Below are 19,738 nucleotides of genomic sequence, written 5' to 3'. Positions count from 1 at the left end.
ACAACTAGGGAGTTCGACCATGAAAGCGATCGTGTGGCACGGCGTGGGCGATATCCGTCTGGACGAGGTCGCCGACCCGAAAATCGAAGAACCCACCGACGCCCTCGTCAAGATCACGACCTCGGCGATCTGTGGAACCGACCTGCATTTGGTGCGCGGCACCATGCCCGGGATGACACCCGGCACCGTCCTCGGACACGAGGCGGTCGGCGTTGTCCTCGAAACCGGTTCCGCGGTAAGGGGATTCGCGGCCGGTGATCGCGTGGTGGTGTGCTCCACCATTTCCTGCGGGTACTGCTCCTATTGTCGCGCCGGCTATACCGCGCAGTGCGACAACGCGAATCCGAACGGCCCGCATGCCGGTACCAGCTTCTTCGGCGGCCCCGCGGCGACCGGACCTGTCGACGGACTACAAGCCGAGGCGGCACGCATTCCATACGCGACCAATACCTTGGTCAAGGTTCCCGACGGCGTGACCGACGACCAGGCGATCATGGTCTCCGATGTACTGCCGACCGGGTGGTTCGGCGCGCGCCTAGCCCAGGTAAGTAGCGGCGACACCGTCCTGGTTCTCGGTGCGGGAGTGGTCGGGCAATGCGCGATAGCCGCCGCGAAAAGGCAAGGCGCCGCGCGAGTCCTGGTTGTCGATGCCATCCCCGACCGACTCGAGATGGCGCGAGCGCAGAACGCCGAACCCATCGACTTCAACGCCGAAGATCCGGTCGCGACCGTACGAGAACTCACCGGCGGAATCGGCGCGGATCGCGTGATCGACGCCGTGGGTGTCGACGCGCAGGCGCCGAAGTCCGGCCCCGCGGCGGACAATCTTCCCGTCGACACTTCGACATTCGAACAGGAACGCCGCACGGCCGCGCCGGAGGGCAATATCGACGACGGCCAGTGGCTGGTCGGTGACGCACCGAGCCTGGCGGCACGCTGGGCGACCCAGGCCGTCGCGAAAGCCGGCTCCCTCGGAATCATCGGCGTATATCCACCCGGATTCGACCGCTACCCCCTCGGTGAGACCCTCCACCGCAACCTGACCGTGCAAGCCGGCAACTGCAACCACCATCGCTACGTGCCCGGTCTACTCAATCGGGTCGCCCGCGGCGATATCGACCCCACGCGGTACATCACCCAGCACGCGGAACCGCTGTCGATGATCGACGCCTACGAGACATTCGATCGCCGCGAAGGCGGATGGGTCAAGACCGTCGTCCCCATGTGATGCTCGAATCGATGCTCTCCGAAGGAGAATGCCATGTCGATACACCACCACATCGCACGCTCGCTCCTCGCCATCGGCGCATTGGGTCTGGCCGCACTCACCGGATGCTCCGACAACAACGACAACCATGACGGCGTCATGACGAGCACTCTGCCGACGACATCGAGGCCGACCTCTGCACCATCGACGGGACCCGACATCACGCCCCAGGCAACCCGTCAGCTGTGCGACATGATCGGAACCGAAATCGACAACTGGCGCGACCAGGGCACGACCATCGCCAAGGTGAGCTTCAACGGAACCGTCCAAGACTGGGCCGCCCGCAACGACAGCCTCAATGACGACGTGATCCGGGACAAGACCATCATCGACCGCATCACCGTCCAGACCTGCCCCGACGTGCGTCAGCGCGCCCTCGATGTGCTCCACACCGATAACCTCGCCGACGCACTGATCGGATTCGGCGGCTAGCGCCTCGACGCGGTTCGGAGCCGAGGAGTCGGTACAAGCGTCCATATCCTCGACCATGTTCTGTTGAGTACCGTTCCTGCGTCACCGCACAGATACAGAATCCCCCGTCGAAGGTAGAACTTCCGACGGGGGATTTTTCGTTTCATCAATCCGATTACGGTAGCGCCGGGTGTGTTGTTGGTCACCTACCCGATCAGGCGACCCAGGGCGGGTTGATGACGGTTCCGTCGGGCAGCTCACCGCGGAATCCGACCGGGACCGTCACGACGAGCACGGCCGGCTCGGCGGCCGAATTCGTCAGGGCGATCATTGAATTCGCGGGTGCCACAGCGGCGTCACCGGCCACCAGAGGCTCCGACTGCCCGTCGATCGTGATTGTCACCGCGCCCTGGATGACCACGAACGCCTCCTCGCGCAGCACCTTGTGCGGCACGCCGTCGGTGTTCGCCGGCACCTGGATCTGCCAGACGCAGAGTTCGGCGCTGCCGGTGCCGGGGCGGATGTAGGAGGTGAATCGGGTGCCGTGCATTTCGTGGACTTCGGCATCGGCGGCACGGGTCACTGGCATGTCAGAACTCCCTTATTTGGTCAAGCAACTTGACTATATAGTCAAGCAACTTGCCTATCCGTGTCAAGATGTCAGTCATGTCGAATCTGAAACCCGCTTCGACCCTGCGACCCGGCCAGGACCTCGCGCTGCTGCTGCTCGCCGCGGGAGCGGCCGCCACGGACGCCATTCACGCCGGAGTGGTCGCGGCCGGATTCGGCGATGTTCGCCCGGCACACGGCTTCGCATTCGTGCGGCTGGCACCGAACGGGGCGACAGTCGGCGAGTTGGCTGAACATCTGGGAGTAACCAAGCAGGCGGCAAGTCAGCTGGTGGACGAGCTCGTGCGCAAGGGCTACGCCGAGCGCAACGCACATCCGGACGACGCGCGCGCACGGTTGATCACACTGACCCCGAAGGGGTGGGCCTGCACGCGCGCGGCCGATGCCGCCGCAGCCGAATTCGCCGACCAGTGGGCATCCGTTTTGGGCGATTCGAAGGTGGCCGAATTGCGTAACATTTTGACCCGCGTAGTGGCCCCCGGACGCGTCCGTCCGGCCTCTTGGTGACCAAATCGAGACAAAGTGGCCTGCGTTACTCCGAAATTTCAGTGACCTGCGTCACATCACGTTTAGAAGCAAACTCCCCGCATAGAGGGGGTTTCCAGGAGTGCGACCAGGGCTTTCCAAGATCGGCAACTCCTGCCATTCACTATTCGTTCACGTTGCGTTAACGGACCGTGACCAAGCTGAGACCCGGTCCGAAACAGACCTGCAGTTTGGTAACACCGTGGAGCAATCCACACACAGTCGGAAAACGATCGCAACGGCAGATGGCTTCCATCCGCAGCGGTCGCTGGAGATATCAGCGGCACAACAGCCCGTGACCGCATTTCTCCACGCTCGACAGCGGCACCCGCCGGGAACCGACCTCGGGTGACTCGCACCGCGTCGTGCGCCAGGGCTCGCCTGGCCTTCACAACAAAACCCGAAAACAGCATACGAACCGATTCAGGCGGGCCTTCCCACCGGGTGCCCCGTCGGAGATCCGCACTGCCTCAACCGGGCCGGATCGCCTCTCTGGACACGACAAGGAACTGATTTCGAAATGCTCGACAAACGCCTCCCTTCTTTCCGCCGCCTTTCACTGCGTGACGGTGTCACCCTGGCAGTGGCCGCGGCCGGTGTCATCGCCGTCGGCACCTCCTCCGTAGTCGCGCTGGCCGACGACAGCGTTCCGTCGCGCATTGCCATGGTCTCCGAGCAGCAGCCGGCCCCCGTGGCCGCCGCGCCGGTCGACGCGGCCGCGCCGGCCCCCACGGTCACCCCGGTCGACGCCCCGATCATCCCGGGTCTGCCCGCACTGCCCGAACTGCCGGCGATTCCGGGGCTGCCCCTGCCGCCGCCCCCGGCCCCGGTCTACGAGGACAACCTCGACGGCTGGATCCACCACGCCCTCGACATCATGGCCGGCCAGGGCATCCCGGGCAGCTACAACGGCATCTACCGCAACATCATGCGCGAATCGGGCGGCAACCCGCAGGCCATCAACCTCTGGGATTCCAACGCCGCCAAGGGCATTCCTTCCAAGGGCCTGCTCCAGGTGATCGACCCGACCTTCAACGCCTACCACGTCGAAGGCACCGCATGGGACATCTGGGATCCGGTCGCCAACATCACCGCGGCCTGCAACTACGCAGCCCACCGCTACGGCTCGATGGACAACGTCAACTCGGCGTACTGATCCACGACTGCTGAACAATGCCTCCCCGCCGTCGGCGGGGAGGCATTGTCGTAGGGTCGACCAGGACCGACCACCACGATGCGGATTCCGCCATGACCGATTACGCCCACTCCGACCACGCGTCGAAGAGCCGCGCCGAGAAGGCGCGCCGCCTCGCCACCTATATCTGGGATCGCGGCATCACCGGGACGGAACTGCTGGATATGCCATCGGCGGTCCGCCGGAAGCTGGCGCGCGCGGCCGAGACGAATCCGCCGAGCACCGACGAGACCTGGACGACCGTGGCGAAGCTGCTGGAGGAGAAGGACGCCTGGGCCGCCCGGCATCCGAATCACCCTGCGGCACAGCGCAATAGCAGCGACGAGAAGCTGCTGTGGGTGAAGCCGCCGATCGCACCGTGGTGATTCAATAACCGAGTTCGGACTCGCTCTCGGCCTCGACGACCACCTTGTCGGCCAGCGAGCGCAGTGCACGCGCCTCGGTGGGTGTCATCGGATCGACGAAGATCCTGCGCACCAATTCGACATGGTTCGGGGCGGCCTTCTCGAGCACCTTGCGTCCCTCGGGGGTGAGTTCGACCAAAATCCCCCTGGCGTCGTCCGCGGCCGGGCGACGGTCGACGAGTCCGCGAGCGGCCATGCGCGCCAAATGTTTCGAGAGCCTGCTCTTCTCCCAGCACACCTCGGCGGCCAATTCCTTGGCACGCAAACAACCGCCGGGCGCGGCCGACAGCGGTACCAGGAGTTCGTAGTCGGCGGTGGACAGACCGTCCTGGGCCAGCCCTGCCGATAGCGCCGCATCCAGGCGCTGGCGCAGCCGGATGAAGGCTTGCCAGGTCTGCTGCTCGTCATCGTTCAACCAACGCACCACGGGAATGATCCTAGCCAGTGTTTGGTTGACATGGACACCAACTATTCAGGAGGTGCCCATGCCCGCCATCACCGTCCCCGACATCATGGTGCTGCCGCGCCTGCCCCGACCCACGGATTCGACGCGGGAGCGGCAGGTGAGCGGCATCAGCACCGCACATCAGCAGCGCGAAGGCGCGGGCTTCGAGGTGCGCAGGCCGTTCCCGAGCATGGATCTGCGCTCGGCTGATCCGTTCATCCTGCTCGACCAGATGGGTCCGGTCGCCTATGAGCCCTACGAGGCCAAAGGCGCGCCATGGCATCCGCATCGCGGCTTCGAGACCGTCACCTACGTCATGGACGGCACCATGGTGCACCACGATTCCAATGGCGGCGGTGGCGTCATCAGCGAGGGCGATACCCAGTGGATGACGGCCGGTTCCGGCATTCTGCACGATGAACTGCCCGCCGAGGAATTGGTCATCGCGGGCGGCTGGTTCCACGGCATCCAACTGTGGGTCAACCTGCCGCGCGCGCAGAAGATGGCCGCACCGCGTTATCAGGATCTGCGCGGCAGTGAATTGACGCTGGTCAGTTCGCACGACGGTGGCGCATTGGTGCGCATTATCGCGGGTGAGATGGGTGGCTACGCGGGTCCGGGGTCGACCTACACACCGATCGCGTACGCACACGCCTCCATCACCCCGGGCGGTCAGCTGGAAACCCCATGGCAGCAACGGTTTACCGCGATGGCATACGTACTGTCCGGCAGCGGAACGGTGGGCGCCGAGCGCCGACCGATCAGCGAAGGCCAACTCGCGGTATTCGGTCCCGGCGACTCGATCACCGTCGCCGCGGATGTTATGCAACACAACCGCACCGGCGATCTGGAGGTGCTGCTGCTCGGTGGTCTGCCGATCAAAGAGCCTGTGGTGCAGTACGGTCCGTTCGTCATGAACACCCGCGCCGAAATCATCCAGGCAATGCAGGATTACCAGGCCGGACGCATGGGCAATATCCCGGCCGAGCATCTGGTCGGTAGACGTTTGGGCGAATAACTGAAGAAGGGGCGTTGTCCCCTAATGCCCCTAATTGTTTTGCTGCGCAGTTGACAAGTACGCGGCCCGTCACAACAGTGGATGCGGCGTCTCCCCCTGGACGCTACTCCACCGCAGCACACAAACAGAGGAATATATGAACGTTCGCCGGCTCACCGTCAGCGTTGCCGCGGCAGCACTCGCCTTTCTAGCGGCGCCCGCAGCCCTGGCCGACGTCCCCACCGGTTCCGCGGGAACAGGCTCATCCGCCATCGATACCGGATCGGCCGCGACCGGTTCGGCAGGCATGTCCCAGACCGGCTCGGCCGGTGGCGCATTCGCCAACTGCGACGAGGCCCGCGCGGCCGGTCGGGCACCGCTTTTCCGCGGGGAACCGGGCTACGGCCCGCATTTGGATCCGGACGGCGACGGCTTCGCCTGCCCGACGGTCTGATAGCCCTGAAACGCAGAACACCCGGTGTGCTCAGCCACACCGGGTGTTCTGCGTTGTGGGCTCAGCGGAAAATCTTGACCAGCACCAACCCGACGACCACCACGGCCGCGCCGACCAGGCTGTACTTCACCTTCGGCTGATTGAGCTTCGCCAACACCATGTGCTTGGTGTCATCGGCGATGCGCTGTGGATCGGCCCGCACGGCGATTTCGTCGAGCGTGCTCGCGAGCCGTGTCCGTGCGGCCTCGATCTCCCGCTCGATCCGCTCGGTATCCCTAGCCACGTATATCCTCCTGTGTTCAATTGCGGTGCTCGCGGGCCTGTCCGAGGTTACGCAGGCTGCCGCCTGGCGAGCCCGTCGCTCACACCGCGATTCAAATGTGCCGCGAACCGCGCTCGCCGACGAGTCTAGCCAGCCGGGCTGCGTCGGTGCGGCTGCGTTGTCGCGACATTCGATTACCGTGCAAGAGGTGACCGACAACCAACGACTCTCCCCTGGCGATCCCGCCCCTGATTTCACCCTGCCCGACGCCGACGGCAAGGACGTTTCGCTGTCCGACTACCGCGGCCGCAAGGTGATCGTCTACTTCTATCCTGCCGCGAGCACCCCTGGCTGCACCAAACAGGCCTGCGATTTCCGCGACAACCTCGCCGACCTCGAGGGCGCGGGCATCGATGTCATCGGCATCTCCCCCGATAAGCCCGCCAAATTGGCCAAATTCCGCGACAACGAAAATCTCACCTTCCCATTGCTCTCGGATCCGGACAAATCCGTCCTCACCGCGTGGGGTGCGTTCGGTGAGAAGACCATGTACGGCAAGACCGTCACCGGCGTTATCCGCTCCACATTCCTGGTCGATGAAGAAGGCAAAATCGAAGTGGCGCAATACAACGTGCGCGCCACCGGCCACGTCGCGAAACTCCGTCGCGACCTATCGGTGTAGACCTGCTGCTCGAACGAGCGCATGCCCTGCTCGTAGCCGTCCACGGCCGATGCGCCGATCGGCTTGCGCCCAACGGGTTTCGTTCAGGCAGAGGGCGCATAAAGCGAAAGGTCCGGAAGCCGCTGGGGCACCGGACCTCTCGAAGATTTTCTCCTAGGCGGGTTGCAACTGCTGGGCCGCCCATTGCATGAGCATGCGGACATGGTTGTCCCACCAGCGGTAGAACTCGGGGGTGAAGGCCGCCGGCGGCGGAGCCTCACCGGGGAAGAGCATGGCCTCGTTCGGAGCACCTACCTTCGTGGTCGTCCCCGGAATTCCGGTGCCCGGGAGCTGCTGAGGGGATCCGGCCGCCTCGTTTCCGTGCTCGCGTGCATCCGGAGACACCAATACGGATGGCTGAGCGCCCCAGTGTTCGTTGTACTGCGGAAGGTTGTCCAGATCGAAGGCGGCCACCGTCGAGTCGCCGGTGGATCCGGCGGCGGCGGGTTGCCGGGTCTCCGGACGATCGAATGGGTTGATATCCGGCCGCACCGAGGAGCCCGCGGTGGAGCCGCTCGCCGATCCGGCATCACCATCGACCACGCGGGCATCCGCAGTGACCCGCGCGTCCGCGACGACCGCGCCCGTACGCGTTGTCACATACATGCCTCCCGCGACCAGCCCGCCGACCAGCACGCTGGCCGCGACGAGCAGCGCCGTGTGACCGCGCGTACCGCGAACCGGCTCGATCGGCTCGTTCACACCCATCGCATCGCTCATCGCGAACAGCGCGGCACCGACCGCCGATGCGGAGGTCGCGATCTTGCACGGCAGTACCGGCGCGCCGAAGCCGTCCATCGCCGCGGCCACCACTGGTCCACCCGTGGCCGAACCGATCAGCACCACCGCATCCGGCCGGACCATGGCCGCCTCGAACTGATCCCAGGCATCCGACACCGCGACGTCGAGGGCCTCGGCGGAAGCACTTCCGGCCTGGCTCGTCGCGGCCAGTACGCGGCTGCGCTTGCGGTCGATGAGTGTGAACGCCTGATGCCCGGGGACCAGCTCGCAGATGAGTAGATCGTCGAATTCATCGAGCCAGGTCATGACCCCGGCCACACTCAGATGTGCCGACTTGGCCGATACCAGCGAGGCGGTATGCCACGGCCCGGACGCCAATTGGGTGACGATGGCGCGACGCTCGACGGCATCGCGGTAAGCGACCGCCGTGCCCACGATCTCCCGCTCCGACTCCAGCTCTGCGGCTAGGGTGTCCAGCGCCGTCTGGACCGCGACCGCGAGGTCCGCCTTCGAATCGCCACGAGTTTTCACCACCCGCTGAAGCAGCACCCGCTCGGGTAGCTTCTCGCCGCCGTCGGCGAGGGCTACCGCGTGAACGGCGCCGCGTTCGGTGGAAACGCCTAGTGTTACCACGGATCGAGCTCCCACTGATCACGCCTTCCCAGTGCAATTGCAGAGCCCACGAGCTTGCCGAAACCCCTGAGCCCCTTGGATTCCCCGGCATGAAACGTGCGTTGAGATGCACGCACGCTCGGTTATGTGTTCGGCGCCATCTCAGGCTTGGATGGGTGATGAAATGTGACAGTCCTTAACACGCAGATATGGTGCGCGTGTCGCACGCGTGTCGATACCGCTAGCCTTGATACGTGGATGTACGCACGCAGGCCAGGTCGAAGCAGCGACGTCCGGACCCTGCGTTGGACCTGCAGGACGACCCGCAGGAGCTCATGCCGCGGCGCAGGCCGACTCAGGAACGCAGTAAGCGCAAGTTCGATGCCCTCTTGCAGGCGTCTCGGGAATTGCTCGTCGAGGTCGGGTTCGAATCGTTCACCTGTGAAGAGGTGGCCGCGCGGGCCGAAGTGCCGATCGGCACGCTGTATCAGTTCTTCGCCAATAAATACGTCATCGTCTGCGAGCTGAATCGCCAAGACCTGGTTGCGGTTTCGCAGGAACTCGCCGACTTCCACGGTGAAATCCCGTCATTGGACTGGTTGCGGCATATGAACCAGTTCGTCGACCATCTGGCGAATCTGTGGATGACCGACCCGTCCCGGCGCGAGGTATGGCTGGCCATGCAGTCGACCCCGTCCACCCGAGCCACCGGCGCGATCCACGAAAAGGAATTCGCCGAGGTCGTCTCGCAAATGCTGCGCCCGCTGACCCCACGCACCCCACGCGCACGCCGCACCATGATGGCCGAAGTCCTGGTACACGTCGTCTACTCGATGCTGAATTTCTCCGTGCAAGACGACCAGAGCAACACCGAAGCGGTCTCCGAACTCAAACGGCTGATGGTGGCGTACCTCATGGTCGCCGAAAAGGAATCCCGAACAGGCGGGGAGCGCTAACCTTTGGCAACCCGAGTTCGAGCCGGGCACCCCTGGGTTCCCGGCTCGAACATGGGTCGGCTACTGCGCTTCGCGACCGTCGATCAGGTCGGCGAGTTCACCCGGGTCCTCGAGGACGACCATCGCGGCCGCGGTGTCGCCGTCGTGCGTCAGAGACAAGTGAACCCTTGCGCGAGGCAGGAATTCGGCGGCGAGGCCGTGCAGTTTGATACTCGGGCGACCCCAGGCGTCGTTGACCACCTCGATGAGGGGGTACGGATTGTCGCCGATCTGCGGGCGGCGCGCGAAACGCGAAGACGCCCATGCCTTCAGCACCGCCTCTTTGGCCGCCCAGCGCGCAGCGTAACTGCGTGCCGGGTCGGTGCCCTTACTCTGACAGTAGCGCCGCTCACCGGCGGTGAAACTCTCCCGGAGCATGGTGGTTCCGGACCGTTGCAACTGTTCGGCGAACTCGGAGATGGTCACCAAGTCCAAGCCGATACCCAGGATGGTCAATGCGTCGCCGCTCCTCAGCCTTCGAGCCCAAATGAAAAACTCAGAGTGCGGCCGCCGTAGCGACCGCACTCTGCACGGTAATGGCCGAAGCCGCTACGCCATAGAGCCACCGGCATCGAGTTGCCCGAGAATCACTGCCCCGGTACCACAACCCGCGCCATCGGCCCGATAGGTGCCATTGCCCGACAGCCGCGCCTCCGGCGAGAGCAGCACGTCGGCCTCCAGCTGCCGCTTCTGCTCCGACGGCGTGCCATCGGCACCGAGGCGCCGATCCGCGGGCCGCTCGTAGAGCGGGGCGCCGCCGCACATGGCCTCGGTGAACCGCTGCCGTCCGGCGAGCTGACGCTGCTGTGCCCGGCGCTGGTACTCCTCGCGTCGTCCCGGCTCGATCGCCTGGATGAACGCCTCCGGATGCACCACCGCGAGCAGACCCGAGACGTGGCCGAAGCCGAGCGAGGTCAGCAGACCGGCCTTGAGCGGGAAGCGCTCACCGAAGCGCAGCGGTTCGCGCGCCCAGACCAGATGCGGGTAGGCATGCATCTTGTCATCGACACAGTCCAGGCTCCGATTCGGCGGTACCACACCGTTTTCCAGTACCTGGCACAGGCCGATGAGCTGGAAGGCGGCCGCGCCACCCTTGGCATGTCCGGTCAGGCTCTTCTGCGACACCACGAACAGCGGCGCGCCTTCGGAGCGTCCGATGGCCGTGGCCAACCGCTCGTGCAGTTCGGACTCGTTCGGATCATTGGCCGCGGTCGAGGTGTCGTGCTTGGAGATGACCGCGATATCGTCCGGCGCCACACCGAGTTTGCGCAATTCGGCAGCGAACTTGGATTCGCGACCGCCACGCCCCGCACCGAGGGCGCCCAGGCCGGGGGCCGGGATGGAGGTGTGCACACCATCGGCGAACGACTGGGCGAAGGCGACCACACCGAGCACCGGCAGGCCCATTTCCACCGCCACGTCACCGCGCGCGAGCAGGACGGTGCCACCACCCTGCGATTCCACGAAGCCGCCGCGACGGCGGTCGTTGGCGCGGGAGAAGTACCGGTCGCTGATGCCCTTGGCGCTCATGGCCGCGGAATCCGCGGTGGCCGACATATCACCGAAGCCGACGATGCCTTCGATACCGAGATCGTCGAACCCACCGGCGACCACCAGTTCGGCCTTGCCCAAACGAATCTTGTCGACGCCCTCCTCGACCGACACCGCGGCCGTCGCGCAGGCCGCCACCGGATGCACCATCGCGCCGTAGCTGCCGACGTAGGACTGCACCACATGCGCGAGCGCGACGTTCGGCAGCGCCTCCTGCAGGATGTCGTTCGGGCGCGGCTCACCGAGCAGGTTGTCGACGTAGAGCGTGCGCATCGAGGTCATGCCGCCCAGGCCGGTGCCCTGGGTGTTGGCGACCAGGCTCGGGTGCACCCAGCTCATCAGCTCGGCCGGGCTGAAACCGGAGCTGATGAACGCGTCCACGGTGCAGACGATGTTCCACAGCGCGACCCGGTCCACCGAGGCTGCCATGTCGGCGGAGATGCCCCAGATGGTGGGATCCCAGCCGGTCGGGATCTGACCGCCGACGGTGCGCGACAGCTTGGCTTTGCGCGGCACGCGAATCTCGGTGCCCGCCTTGCGGATCACCTGCCAGTCACCCGAATCCGGGACTGGTGTGATCACCGTGCGCTCCGGATCGGAAGCGTAGAAGGCGCGCGCCTCGGCCTCGCCGCCGACCGTGAAGGTCAGATCCTGGTCCAAGAAGACCGAGGTCATCAGCGGTGCGGAATTGTCGATCATGGCGCCGTCGTCCTCGTAGCGGCGCACACCGCAGCGCGCGACGACCGCGTCATGGTACTTCTCGGCCAGCTCGTGTTCGGGGACGTAGTCACCGGATTCGGTGTCATACCAACCGGGCTTGGGATCGTTCTCCCAAGTGACCATGCCGGTAGTCCAGGCGAGCTCGAGCACACCAGCGGCCGAGAGCTCGTCGGAGACCTCCATCTCGAACCGGGTGCGCGCCGAACCGTACGGGCCGAGCTCACCTGCGCCGACGATGACGACCATATCGGCGAGATCGGCGGTGACCGAACCCCATTCGGGCACCGGCAGCGCCGAGCTCATGGTCGGCGGTGCGGGCAGCGCCGAAATCGTCGCCCCCGCAATGGCTTCCTCGGTCTCGACCGATGCGTCCTGCTGAGCCTGCTTGGCCAGTGCGGGCAGATCGAGCTTGACCCGGGCGAGTCCGCCGGTCAGGTCGATCTGCTGCGGTCCGGTGGCGGTCACCTGACGGGCCCGCGAGGTGCACCATTTGAGCAGCTCATCGGCCATCTCGGTGGTGGACCAGGTGTGCACACCGGCCTTTTCGACCGCGGTCACCATCGGATCGTTGTGGCCCATGAGCCCGGTGCCACGCACCCAGCCGATCAGAGCGTGTACCAGGGTCACCCGGGTCGACCACGACTTCTCCGCGCGCCACTTGGCGACCACCGCGTCGAGTGCGGCCTTGGACTCACCGTAGGCGCCGTCGCCGCCGAACATGCCGCGGTTGGGCGAACCAGGAAGCACCACATGCAGTTTCGCGTCGACATCGTGATCGGCGCCGATCTTGGACAGTCCACCGATCAGCCGCTCGACCGACCACAGCAGCACCCGCATCTCCATTTCGGCACGGGCGCCGGCGTCGGCGAGATCACCGGCGACCCGCGGCGCCGCGAACGGCAGCAGCAGGGTCGGTGTCATCGCGTCCTTGATCTTGACCTTCGCACCACCGGCATTGTCGATCTGCTCGCTGCCGACCCAGTCGATCAGCGCGTCGACGTCCTGGTAGGACGCCATATTCGCGGGGACAACCCACAGCGCGGCACCGTGACGCGCGTTCTCACGGTAGAGCTTGCGGTAGAAGCCGAGTCGCTCGTCGTTGAGGCTCGAGGTGGTGACCACAACGGTGGCACCGCCGCCGAGCAGTCGACCCGCGGCCGCCGCCGCGATGGAACCCTTACTGGCACCGGTGATCACGGCGATATCCGAGGACCACATGCCGGAGTCTTCGGTGTTCAGCGCGGCCTCGGCGATACGCCCGTACAGTCCGGCGAGCACCGAGCGGGCCTCGTGCTTGGCCTTCTCACGCCACCAGTTCGCCTGTGCCGCAACGGCTTCACCCGCACCGAGGAAGCCCTCCACCGACTGCTCACCGGAGCCGATGTCATCGAGCAGCCAGAGCTTGGCCAGATCCTCGCGCGCGGTCGCCCAGCGGTCGTCGATCAGCACCGCCTTGCGGGCGTCGAAGGCTGGCGCGACCAAACGCGGCCATTCCGAACCCAATTCGGCAGAGACCAGATCGACGAGGGTGTCGTCCGAAGCCTCTGGTACGGACGCCTGCTCGGTCAGGCCGAGCTGTTCGAGCACCACCCGTGCGGCCGTGGCAAGTACGCCGTCGCGGCCGGTGATCTGTTCGGTGAACTCACCGAGCGCCGCGGCGTCCACGGTGGCACCGCCACCGCCGCCCGCGCTCGGCAGCGATACCGCGACACCGCGACGAGTCGCGACGGCCTGCACTGCGGCGTCGATGGCCGCATCGACCGAGGCGGCGTCGCTCACACTCGCGACCAGCCCGCCGAGATCACCGCCGCGCACGCTGACGCCCTCACGGGTGCCGAGGGAAACCTCGGCGGTGACATGGTGGGCCCAGCCGTCACCGAGCTCCCAGACCTTCTTGACGCGCTCGGCGATCGCGGCGGGCCGCTTGCCGGACGGACCGAAGACCTTACGCAAGTGATCGCCGATGGCATCGGACAGCACCGAACCAAAAGGCTTGTAGGTACGGGCAAGTCGCTCGACCGTGGCCGAGAGCGCACCCATATCGGCGTCGGCGGCGCCGTCGATCGCACCCAGCGACAGCTCGGAGCCGAGGTCGACGAGCAGCTGATTGCGCCGCGACGAGACACCGTCGCACAGCCCCTCGATGGTGTCGACCGGGCCGATCTGATCCAGCCGCAGCTTGGTCCACAGCGCGATGAGTACGCGGGTGGCGTCGGCGGCGGTGAACGCGATGTCATCCGGACGCGGACCACCCGAGCTCGCGACCGGTGCGGCCACCGGGGCCGCGGCCGCGGCCGGCGCCGCGGCCGAAGCGGTTTCGACCGGCTCGTCGGCGGGCTCGTCGACCGGCGCGGGATCGGTATCGGTCGAGTAGACGATCGCGGCCTCGCGCTCGATATTCAGCACCTCGACGGTGACCGTGCCGAAGGCGGGCAGCTTCAGCGTCTGGCTGGCCAGGTTCGCCACGGTCGGCGTCGCGCCCAAACCGATTTCGACGAAACGCTGCACCCCGAGTCCACCGTGGGCGGCATCGGTGAACAGCAGATCCTGGGTCTCGATCCAGCGCACCGGGCTGGCGAACTGCCAGGCCAGCAGCTCGATCAGCACCACACGGCACAGTTCGGTCGGGCGTGCGGACCAACTGTCGAAGTCGGCGAGCACGGCGGCCAGCGGCTCGGAGGGCACCAGATCGGCGATCTCCTGAATGAATGCACGCTCCAGCGAGAACGGCTTGGGCACCAGGTTCGGAATGTAGCGTCCGAGCAGGATTTCCGGGTGCAGATCCGCGGGCAGCAGCTGCTCGAGCTTCTGCCGGAACTCCGGCACACCATCGCGCAGCACGGTGGAGTGGAACGGCACATCGATGCCGGGAACCAGGATGAACGCCCGCTTGCCGCCGAATTCGGCACGGCGACGGTCGATTTCGGTCTCCAACGCCTCGAGGCCCTTGACCGTGCCCGCGATCGCGTACTGCGAACCGCGCAGGTTCAGGTTGACGACCTCGAGGAATTCCCCGACGCTCTCGCCCACCCCCTTAACGAAGTCGATGACCTCGTCATCGGGCAACCCGATCTGCGACGGCCGGATGGCAGCCATCCGATAGTCACTGCGGCCCTGCGCATCCCGGGGCACCAGCTCGTGCATGGCGGAACCGCGCTGGAAGACAACCTCCAGCACCGCCTCCAGCGGCAGCACACCGGCGACGGCCGCGAGCGCGTTGTATTCACCGACCGAATGTCCGGCCAGCATGGCGCCCTCGACGTAGGCACCGGCCTCACGCAATTCGGCGACCTGGGCGACACCGAGCACCGCCATCGCAACCTGGGTGAATTGCGTCAGGTGCAGCACGCCGTCCGGGTGCCGGTGTTCGACACCGCGCGCCTTGAGATAGGTCGGGTTGTCGCGGACCACGGCCAGGATCGAAAAGCCCAGTGCCGCACGGGTGTGCTTATCGGCCCGGTCCCAGATCTCCTTGGCGGCCTTGGAGCGGGCGCGGGCGTCCAGGCCCATGCCCTTGCGCTGAATACCCTGGCCCGGGAAGGCGTAGACGGTCTTCGGGGCGGCGGTGCGACCGGTCGCGGTCATCACCAGATCGCCGTCGGCGCGGCAGGAAACCTCCACGATCTCACTGCCCGCGTCCACGGCGATCCGCTCGACGCGCACATCGATCTGCGCACCCGGGCGGACCATACCGAGGAAGCGAGTCGTCCACGCGGTCACAGTGCGTGCCGGCGTGGAGCTTTCGGGATCCACCGCGGACACCACGTGCTGCGCGGCGGCCGAAAGCCACATGCCGTGCACGATCGGGCTGCCGAGTCCGGCCAGTTTGGCGGCCGAATCGCTGGTGTGGATCGGGTTGTAGTCACCGGAGACCGAGGCGAAGGCACGCATGGTGCGCGGCGCCAGGATGGTGACGTCACGGCGGCGGCGACGCGGGGTGTCGGTGGCCGCATCGGAGACCACTCCGGCCGCGCGCGGCGGATCGGTCAGCTCGCCCGCGCCATTGCGGCCGCGAATGGCGAAGCGCTCGGTGAGCGTTGCCAGCGGCACCACATCGAGGCCCTGATCGCGCATCTCGCCGACCGACACCCGCACCTCGACGACGCGCCCCAGGTCGGTGTCGACAACGTCGCCCGATTCGGCGCGGACAACGAGAATGCTGGTGTCCTGCGGCAGATCACGCTCGAGTGCGATCTGGTGATCGAGGTGGACCAGATCCAACATGCCCTCGATGACACTGTCACCGTCGGCGCTGCGGGCGGCGCCGAGCACCGCGAAGACGGCGGGCCAGCACGCGCCGACGAGCACATCGGGCACGCTGCGCCCGAGCGTGCTCAGCGCACCGGGCAGGCCCGAACCGGTGACACCCGCGTGGTCGGCGATGAGGTCCGGGGTCCAGGCCACGTTGAGGTGTGCGACCTTGCCCTTCACCTCCGGCAGCGCCTGCCCCGCGGCGACCGCGAGCAGTGCGGACATGGCGGTGTCGGCATCGGTTTCGGTGATGACCGGCGCGCCGCCGTTGTAGAGGGAGGTCGGCACGGTGATGCGAAGACGGATGCGCACGGCGTCACCGCCGAACAGCGGCACCGTGAGCTCGACATAGGCGTGATCGGCATCCGGGCCGGTGGTTTCGGTGACCGTCGCACCGGTCGGCGGATGTACCGCACCCTTGTCGTCGACGGTCCATTCGGCGACGTCGCCGAGGCGGTGGATCGGGTTGACCGTGGTGCGGCCGGACCATTCGACATCCGGCGCGGCCAGCACCGCGTCGATCGGGCCCTCGGTGACACCAGCGGAGCGGCGCGCGTGCACCGCGACCGGCGATACCCCGGCGCGAACCAGCGCATAAGCCGTGTCCTGCTCGAAACGATCGAGCAATTCGCCGACCGGCTCGTCGACGCGGGTGATACCGGCGACCGCGACCGTGCCCGGGATGACACAGACCTGATCGGCCGAGTAGCGCGGATCATGGGCCTGCCACAGCGAATCCGAACGCCACCAGCGGCGCACATCACCGTCGACCACCGGCACGAAGTTCACCGGCTTGCCCGGGGTCTTGCACAGGCTGACGAAGAACGGCACATCCGCCGGGTGCAGCAGGGTCTGCTCGGCGGCCGGGTACTGCTGCTTCAGCGCGCACAGCGCGTCGACCGGGTTCTCGAAGGCCTCGTCGGATTCGAACAGCGTCGGGATTTCGCCGCGATCGGCCGGGTGCAGCCGGGATTCGGTGCGCCGCATCATCTCCGCGAACCGGTCCCGCCAGGTGATATCGAGCCAGACCGAGCGGGTGGCGTCGAGGATGGCATCGCCGAGGTCGCTGCCGCAGTCGAAGTCCTTGCGCCGGTCCAGGCCGACGGCCAGCTCGACGTAGCGTTCCAGCCACTTGAGGTAGGTCATGGTGGTGACATCGCCGAAATACGGCTTGGCCGTGGCATTCAGCGCGGCGATGATCTCGTCGCGACGCTCGGCGACCGCATCGGCGTCGCCGGCGACCTCGTCGAGCAGGCGGCCGGTGCGCGAGGCGGCATTGTCGATCTCGTGGATATCGGCGCCCAATTGACTACGGCCGGAAGCCATTCCGCCGGTCGCGGTACCCGCGCCGACCCAGTCCGGGGTGCCGGGGGTATCGACGAGCAGCTGCTTGACCTCGGGTGCGGTGGTGGCCTCCAGCGTCGCCATGGCGGCGGTGCCGACCAGTACACCATCGAGCGGCATCACCGGATAGCCGTGCGGCACAGCCCATTCGCCGGTCAGGTATTCGGTGGCACGCTCCGGGGTACCGATGCCGCCACCGACGCAGACCACCACATTGTCGCGGTTGCGCAGCTCGGCGTAGGTCTCCAGCAGCAGGTCGTCCAAGTCCTCCCAGGAGTGGTGTCCACCTGCCCGGCCGCCCTCGATGTGCATGATCACCGGGTAGTCCGGCACTTCGTCGGCGATCCGCAGCACCGCGCGGATCTGGGCGACGGTGCCCGGCTTGAACGCCACATGCGTTATGCCGACCTCGGTCAGCTCCGCGATCAGCGCGACGGCCTCTTCCAGCTCCGGAATGCCCGCGGTGACGACGACACCGTCGAACGGCGCGCCCGCCGCACGGGCCTTCTGCACCAGACGCTTACCGCCGAGCTGCAGCTTCCACAAGTACGGGTCGAGGAACAGCGAGTTGAACTGCACCGCGCGGCCCGGATGCAACAGCGTCTTCAGCTCGGCCACCCGGTCGGCGAAGATCTGCTCGGTGACCTGGCCGCCACCGGCCAGCTCCGCCCAGTGACCTGCATTCGCCGCCGCCGCAACGATTTTCGCGTCGACGGTGGTCGGGGTCATGCCCGCCAGCAGGATCGGCGAGCGACCGGTCAGCTTGGTGAACGAGGTCTCGACCACGACGCGTCCGCTCGGCAGACGCACCGGACGCGGCGCGAAGGCCGACCACGGCTGGGCGACCTCGGGCGCGGCGCCGGGGGTCAGCAGACTGCGCTGGCCCGCACGGGTCGCCGCCGCGACGATGCCGACGCCGGTGCCCTTCAGCGAACCGCTGGTGAGCCGACTGAGCAGATCGCCGGGACCCAGATCGAGAATCCACTGCGCACCGGCGGCGACGACACCGTCCACCTCCTCGACCCAGTCGATCGGGTCGACGAGGATCTCCTTGGCCAGCGAACCCGCGAGCTCCGCATCCAGACCACACTGGGACGCCCAGCCGCTCACGATGTCGACCGTGTCGGCGAGCGCGGGGTGATGGAAGGCGACATCGACGGCCAGATCCTCGAAGACCGGCGCGAACACCGCGCCACCACGGGTCTTGGCATCGCGTTCGCGGGTCTGCGCGTCATGGATCTGGGCGCAACGCTGACGCACCCGCTCCAGCTGGGTCGGCGTACCGGAGAGCACCACGCGCCGACGACCGTTGCGAATCGAAATCACCGCGGCAGCGGCGGGATCCACGCCCGCGGAGACCTCGGCAACCACCGTGCGCAGATATTCGGGATCGACATTCGATACCGCGACCATCGATGAACGCTCGCCCACCGGCATCAGACCGCGTCGCCGGGCAACCAAACCCGCTGCGGCGCCGATCATTTGGGCGATGGCGAGCAGTTCGGCGTCGCGTTGTCCACCGGCCTGCACCGAGGTCGCGGCGAGGCGCCCCTGCGAGTGCCCGACGACCGCGACCGGCGCGTGTTCGTTGGCATCCAGCCCCTGCAGCCGCAGCGCGCGCACGGCGGCCACCTGCGTCAGGAATACACCCGGCATCGAAACGACGGCGGACCGGAGCACCTGCTCCGACGGCGCACCGGAAACCTCGGCCTCATCACCCTCGGCGAGCTCGTTCTCGAGCATCCAGCCGATCGGGTCGAAGCCGACCGGTCGCACGACAAGGAGTTGCCCCGCAACGGGTTCCAGCAGCGTCGCCGCTTCGTTGACCAATGCGGTCAGTTCGGGCTCCAGTGCGGCATCGCGCCCGATATCTTCCAACTCACCGAGCCAACGCGCACCCTGCCCACCGAAGGCCAGCGCGTAGGGCGTTCCGCCCAGCAGTCGATCCAGCAGCGGGGCCCGTGAACCCCCCTGCTGTGGCGCCCCAACCACTTTCGGGCTCTGTCCGGTTCCGGCCGCAGTGCTCTCATTGATCGTCAAGACGCTTCGACTTCCTTCTCCTGGCGACATGCCGTTCAAGACACGCCGCTCCCTCGGGTGCGCAGGTGTTCCTCACCAATGAGCCCTGATGACTGCAAGGATTCCAGAAAATCATGAGGAAATCCTCACGTTTGCATTGCGACGCGCGCCTTACCGCCGAGTATTTCCGGACC

15 protein-coding genes are annotated in these 19,738 nt (G+C 66.5%); 9 read left to right on the top strand and 6 right to left on the bottom strand.

The annotated features are described in order from the left end of the window. Window positions 1-19: 19 nt before the first annotated feature. Complete coding sequence (locus tag ACIBG0_RS35375) at window positions 20-1,228, top strand: alcohol dehydrogenase catalytic domain-containing protein (protein ID WP_397038746.1); 1,209 nt, start codon at window positions 20-22, stop codon at window positions 1,226-1,228. A 33-nt stretch (window positions 1,229-1,261) separates the two neighbouring features. Continuing rightward, window positions 1,262-1,699, top strand: coding sequence for a hypothetical protein (locus ACIBG0_RS35370; protein ID WP_397038744.1), 438 nt, complete (start codon window positions 1,262-1,264; stop codon window positions 1,697-1,699). 193 nt (window positions 1,700-1,892) lie between these two features. On the opposite strand, the gene ACIBG0_RS35365 is transcribed toward ACIBG0_RS35370, so the two are convergent. Then, window positions 1,893-2,267, bottom strand: a complete 375-nt coding sequence (locus ACIBG0_RS35365) for a cupin domain-containing protein (RefSeq protein ID WP_397038742.1) — start codon at window positions 2,265-2,267, stop codon at window positions 1,893-1,895. 77 nt (window positions 2,268-2,344) lie between these two features. Between ACIBG0_RS35365 and ACIBG0_RS35360 the strand changes: the two genes are divergently transcribed. The 3 genes from ACIBG0_RS35360 to ACIBG0_RS35350 all read left to right on the top strand — a co-directional run bounded on the left by ACIBG0_RS35360 (window position 2,345) and on the right by ACIBG0_RS35350 (window position 4,393). Then, on the top strand, window positions 2,345-2,815 hold the full coding sequence (locus tag ACIBG0_RS35360; RefSeq protein ID WP_397038740.1) for a MarR family winged helix-turn-helix transcriptional regulator: 471 nt from the start codon (window positions 2,345-2,347) through the stop codon (window positions 2,813-2,815). Between the two features lie 538 nt (window positions 2,816-3,353). Continuing rightward, window positions 3,354-3,989: a transglycosylase SLT domain-containing protein gene (locus tag ACIBG0_RS35355; RefSeq protein WP_397038738.1), complete on the top strand. Its 636-nt coding sequence runs from the start codon at window positions 3,354-3,356 to the stop codon at window positions 3,987-3,989. 92 nt (window positions 3,990-4,081) lie between these two features. Further along, window positions 4,082-4,393 carry a hypothetical protein gene (locus tag ACIBG0_RS35350; RefSeq protein ID WP_397038736.1) on the top strand — a complete coding sequence of 104 codons (312 nt, stop codon included), beginning with the start codon at window positions 4,082-4,084 and terminating at the stop codon, window positions 4,391-4,393. 1 nt (window position 4,394) lies between these two features. On the opposite strand, the gene ACIBG0_RS35345 is transcribed toward ACIBG0_RS35350, so the two are convergent. Continuing rightward, window positions 4,395-4,859 carry a MarR family winged helix-turn-helix transcriptional regulator gene (locus ACIBG0_RS35345; protein WP_397038734.1) on the bottom strand — a complete coding sequence of 155 codons (465 nt, stop codon included), beginning with the start codon at window positions 4,857-4,859 and terminating at the stop codon, window positions 4,395-4,397. Between the two features lie 58 nt (window positions 4,860-4,917). Between ACIBG0_RS35345 and ACIBG0_RS35340 the strand changes: the two genes are divergently transcribed. Both ACIBG0_RS35340 and ACIBG0_RS35335 read left to right on the top strand, forming a co-directional pair. Next, window positions 4,918-5,895, top strand: coding sequence for a pirin family protein (locus tag ACIBG0_RS35340; protein ID WP_397038732.1), 978 nt, complete (start codon window positions 4,918-4,920; stop codon window positions 5,893-5,895). 136 nt (window positions 5,896-6,031) lie between these two features. Continuing rightward, complete coding sequence (locus tag ACIBG0_RS35335; RefSeq protein ID WP_062993065.1) at window positions 6,032-6,328, top strand: excalibur calcium-binding domain-containing protein; 297 nt, start codon at window positions 6,032-6,034, stop codon at window positions 6,326-6,328. Window positions 6,329-6,389: 61 nt separating this feature from the next. On the opposite strand, the gene ACIBG0_RS35330 is transcribed toward ACIBG0_RS35335, so the two are convergent. After that, window positions 6,390-6,611 (bottom strand): DUF3618 domain-containing protein, encoded by a 222-nt coding sequence (locus tag ACIBG0_RS35330; protein WP_397038730.1) that lies wholly within the window; start codon window positions 6,609-6,611, stop codon window positions 6,390-6,392. A 187-nt stretch (window positions 6,612-6,798) separates the two neighbouring features. On the opposite strand from ACIBG0_RS35330, the gene bcp reads away from it, so the two are divergent. Beyond that, a complete protein-coding gene (gene bcp / locus ACIBG0_RS35325; protein WP_397038728.1) occupies window positions 6,799-7,272 on the top strand; it encodes a thioredoxin-dependent thiol peroxidase in 474 nt (157 codons plus the stop codon). A 153-nt stretch (window positions 7,273-7,425) separates the two neighbouring features. Here bcp and ACIBG0_RS35320 read toward each other — a convergent pair whose 3' ends face one another. Next, window positions 7,426-8,685 (bottom strand): hypothetical protein, encoded by a 1,260-nt coding sequence (locus ACIBG0_RS35320; RefSeq protein ID WP_397038727.1) that lies wholly within the window; start codon window positions 8,683-8,685, stop codon window positions 7,426-7,428. 314 nt (window positions 8,686-8,999) lie between these two features. Between ACIBG0_RS35320 and ACIBG0_RS35315 the strand changes: the two genes are divergently transcribed. Continuing rightward, window positions 9,000-9,620, top strand: a complete 621-nt coding sequence (locus tag ACIBG0_RS35315; protein ID WP_245567053.1) for a TetR/AcrR family transcriptional regulator — start codon at window positions 9,000-9,002, stop codon at window positions 9,618-9,620. 60 nt (window positions 9,621-9,680) lie between these two features. Here ACIBG0_RS35315 and ACIBG0_RS35310 read toward each other — a convergent pair whose 3' ends face one another. Together ACIBG0_RS35310 and ACIBG0_RS35305 are read right to left on the bottom strand one after the other, a co-directional pair. Continuing rightward, the gene (locus tag ACIBG0_RS35310) at window positions 9,681-10,115 is read right to left on the bottom strand and encodes a holo-ACP synthase (RefSeq protein WP_397038725.1); all 435 of its coding nucleotides are present in this window, start codon (window positions 10,113-10,115) and stop codon (window positions 9,681-9,683) included. 93 nt (window positions 10,116-10,208) lie between these two features. After that, window positions 10,209-19,565 carry a fatty acid synthase subunit beta domain-containing protein gene (locus ACIBG0_RS35305; protein WP_397038723.1) on the bottom strand — a complete coding sequence of 3,119 codons (9,357 nt, stop codon included), beginning with the start codon at window positions 19,563-19,565 and terminating at the stop codon, window positions 10,209-10,211. Window positions 19,566-19,738: the final 173 nt, after the last annotated feature.

The sequence above is a fragment of the Nocardia sp. NPDC050630 genome, from assembly GCF_044457245.1.
Classification (GTDB): domain Bacteria; phylum Actinomycetota; class Actinomycetes; order Mycobacteriales; family Mycobacteriaceae; genus Nocardia.
Note: the sequence above shows the minus strand (reverse complement) of the source record. Positions and strands in the feature narration are given on the sequence as shown.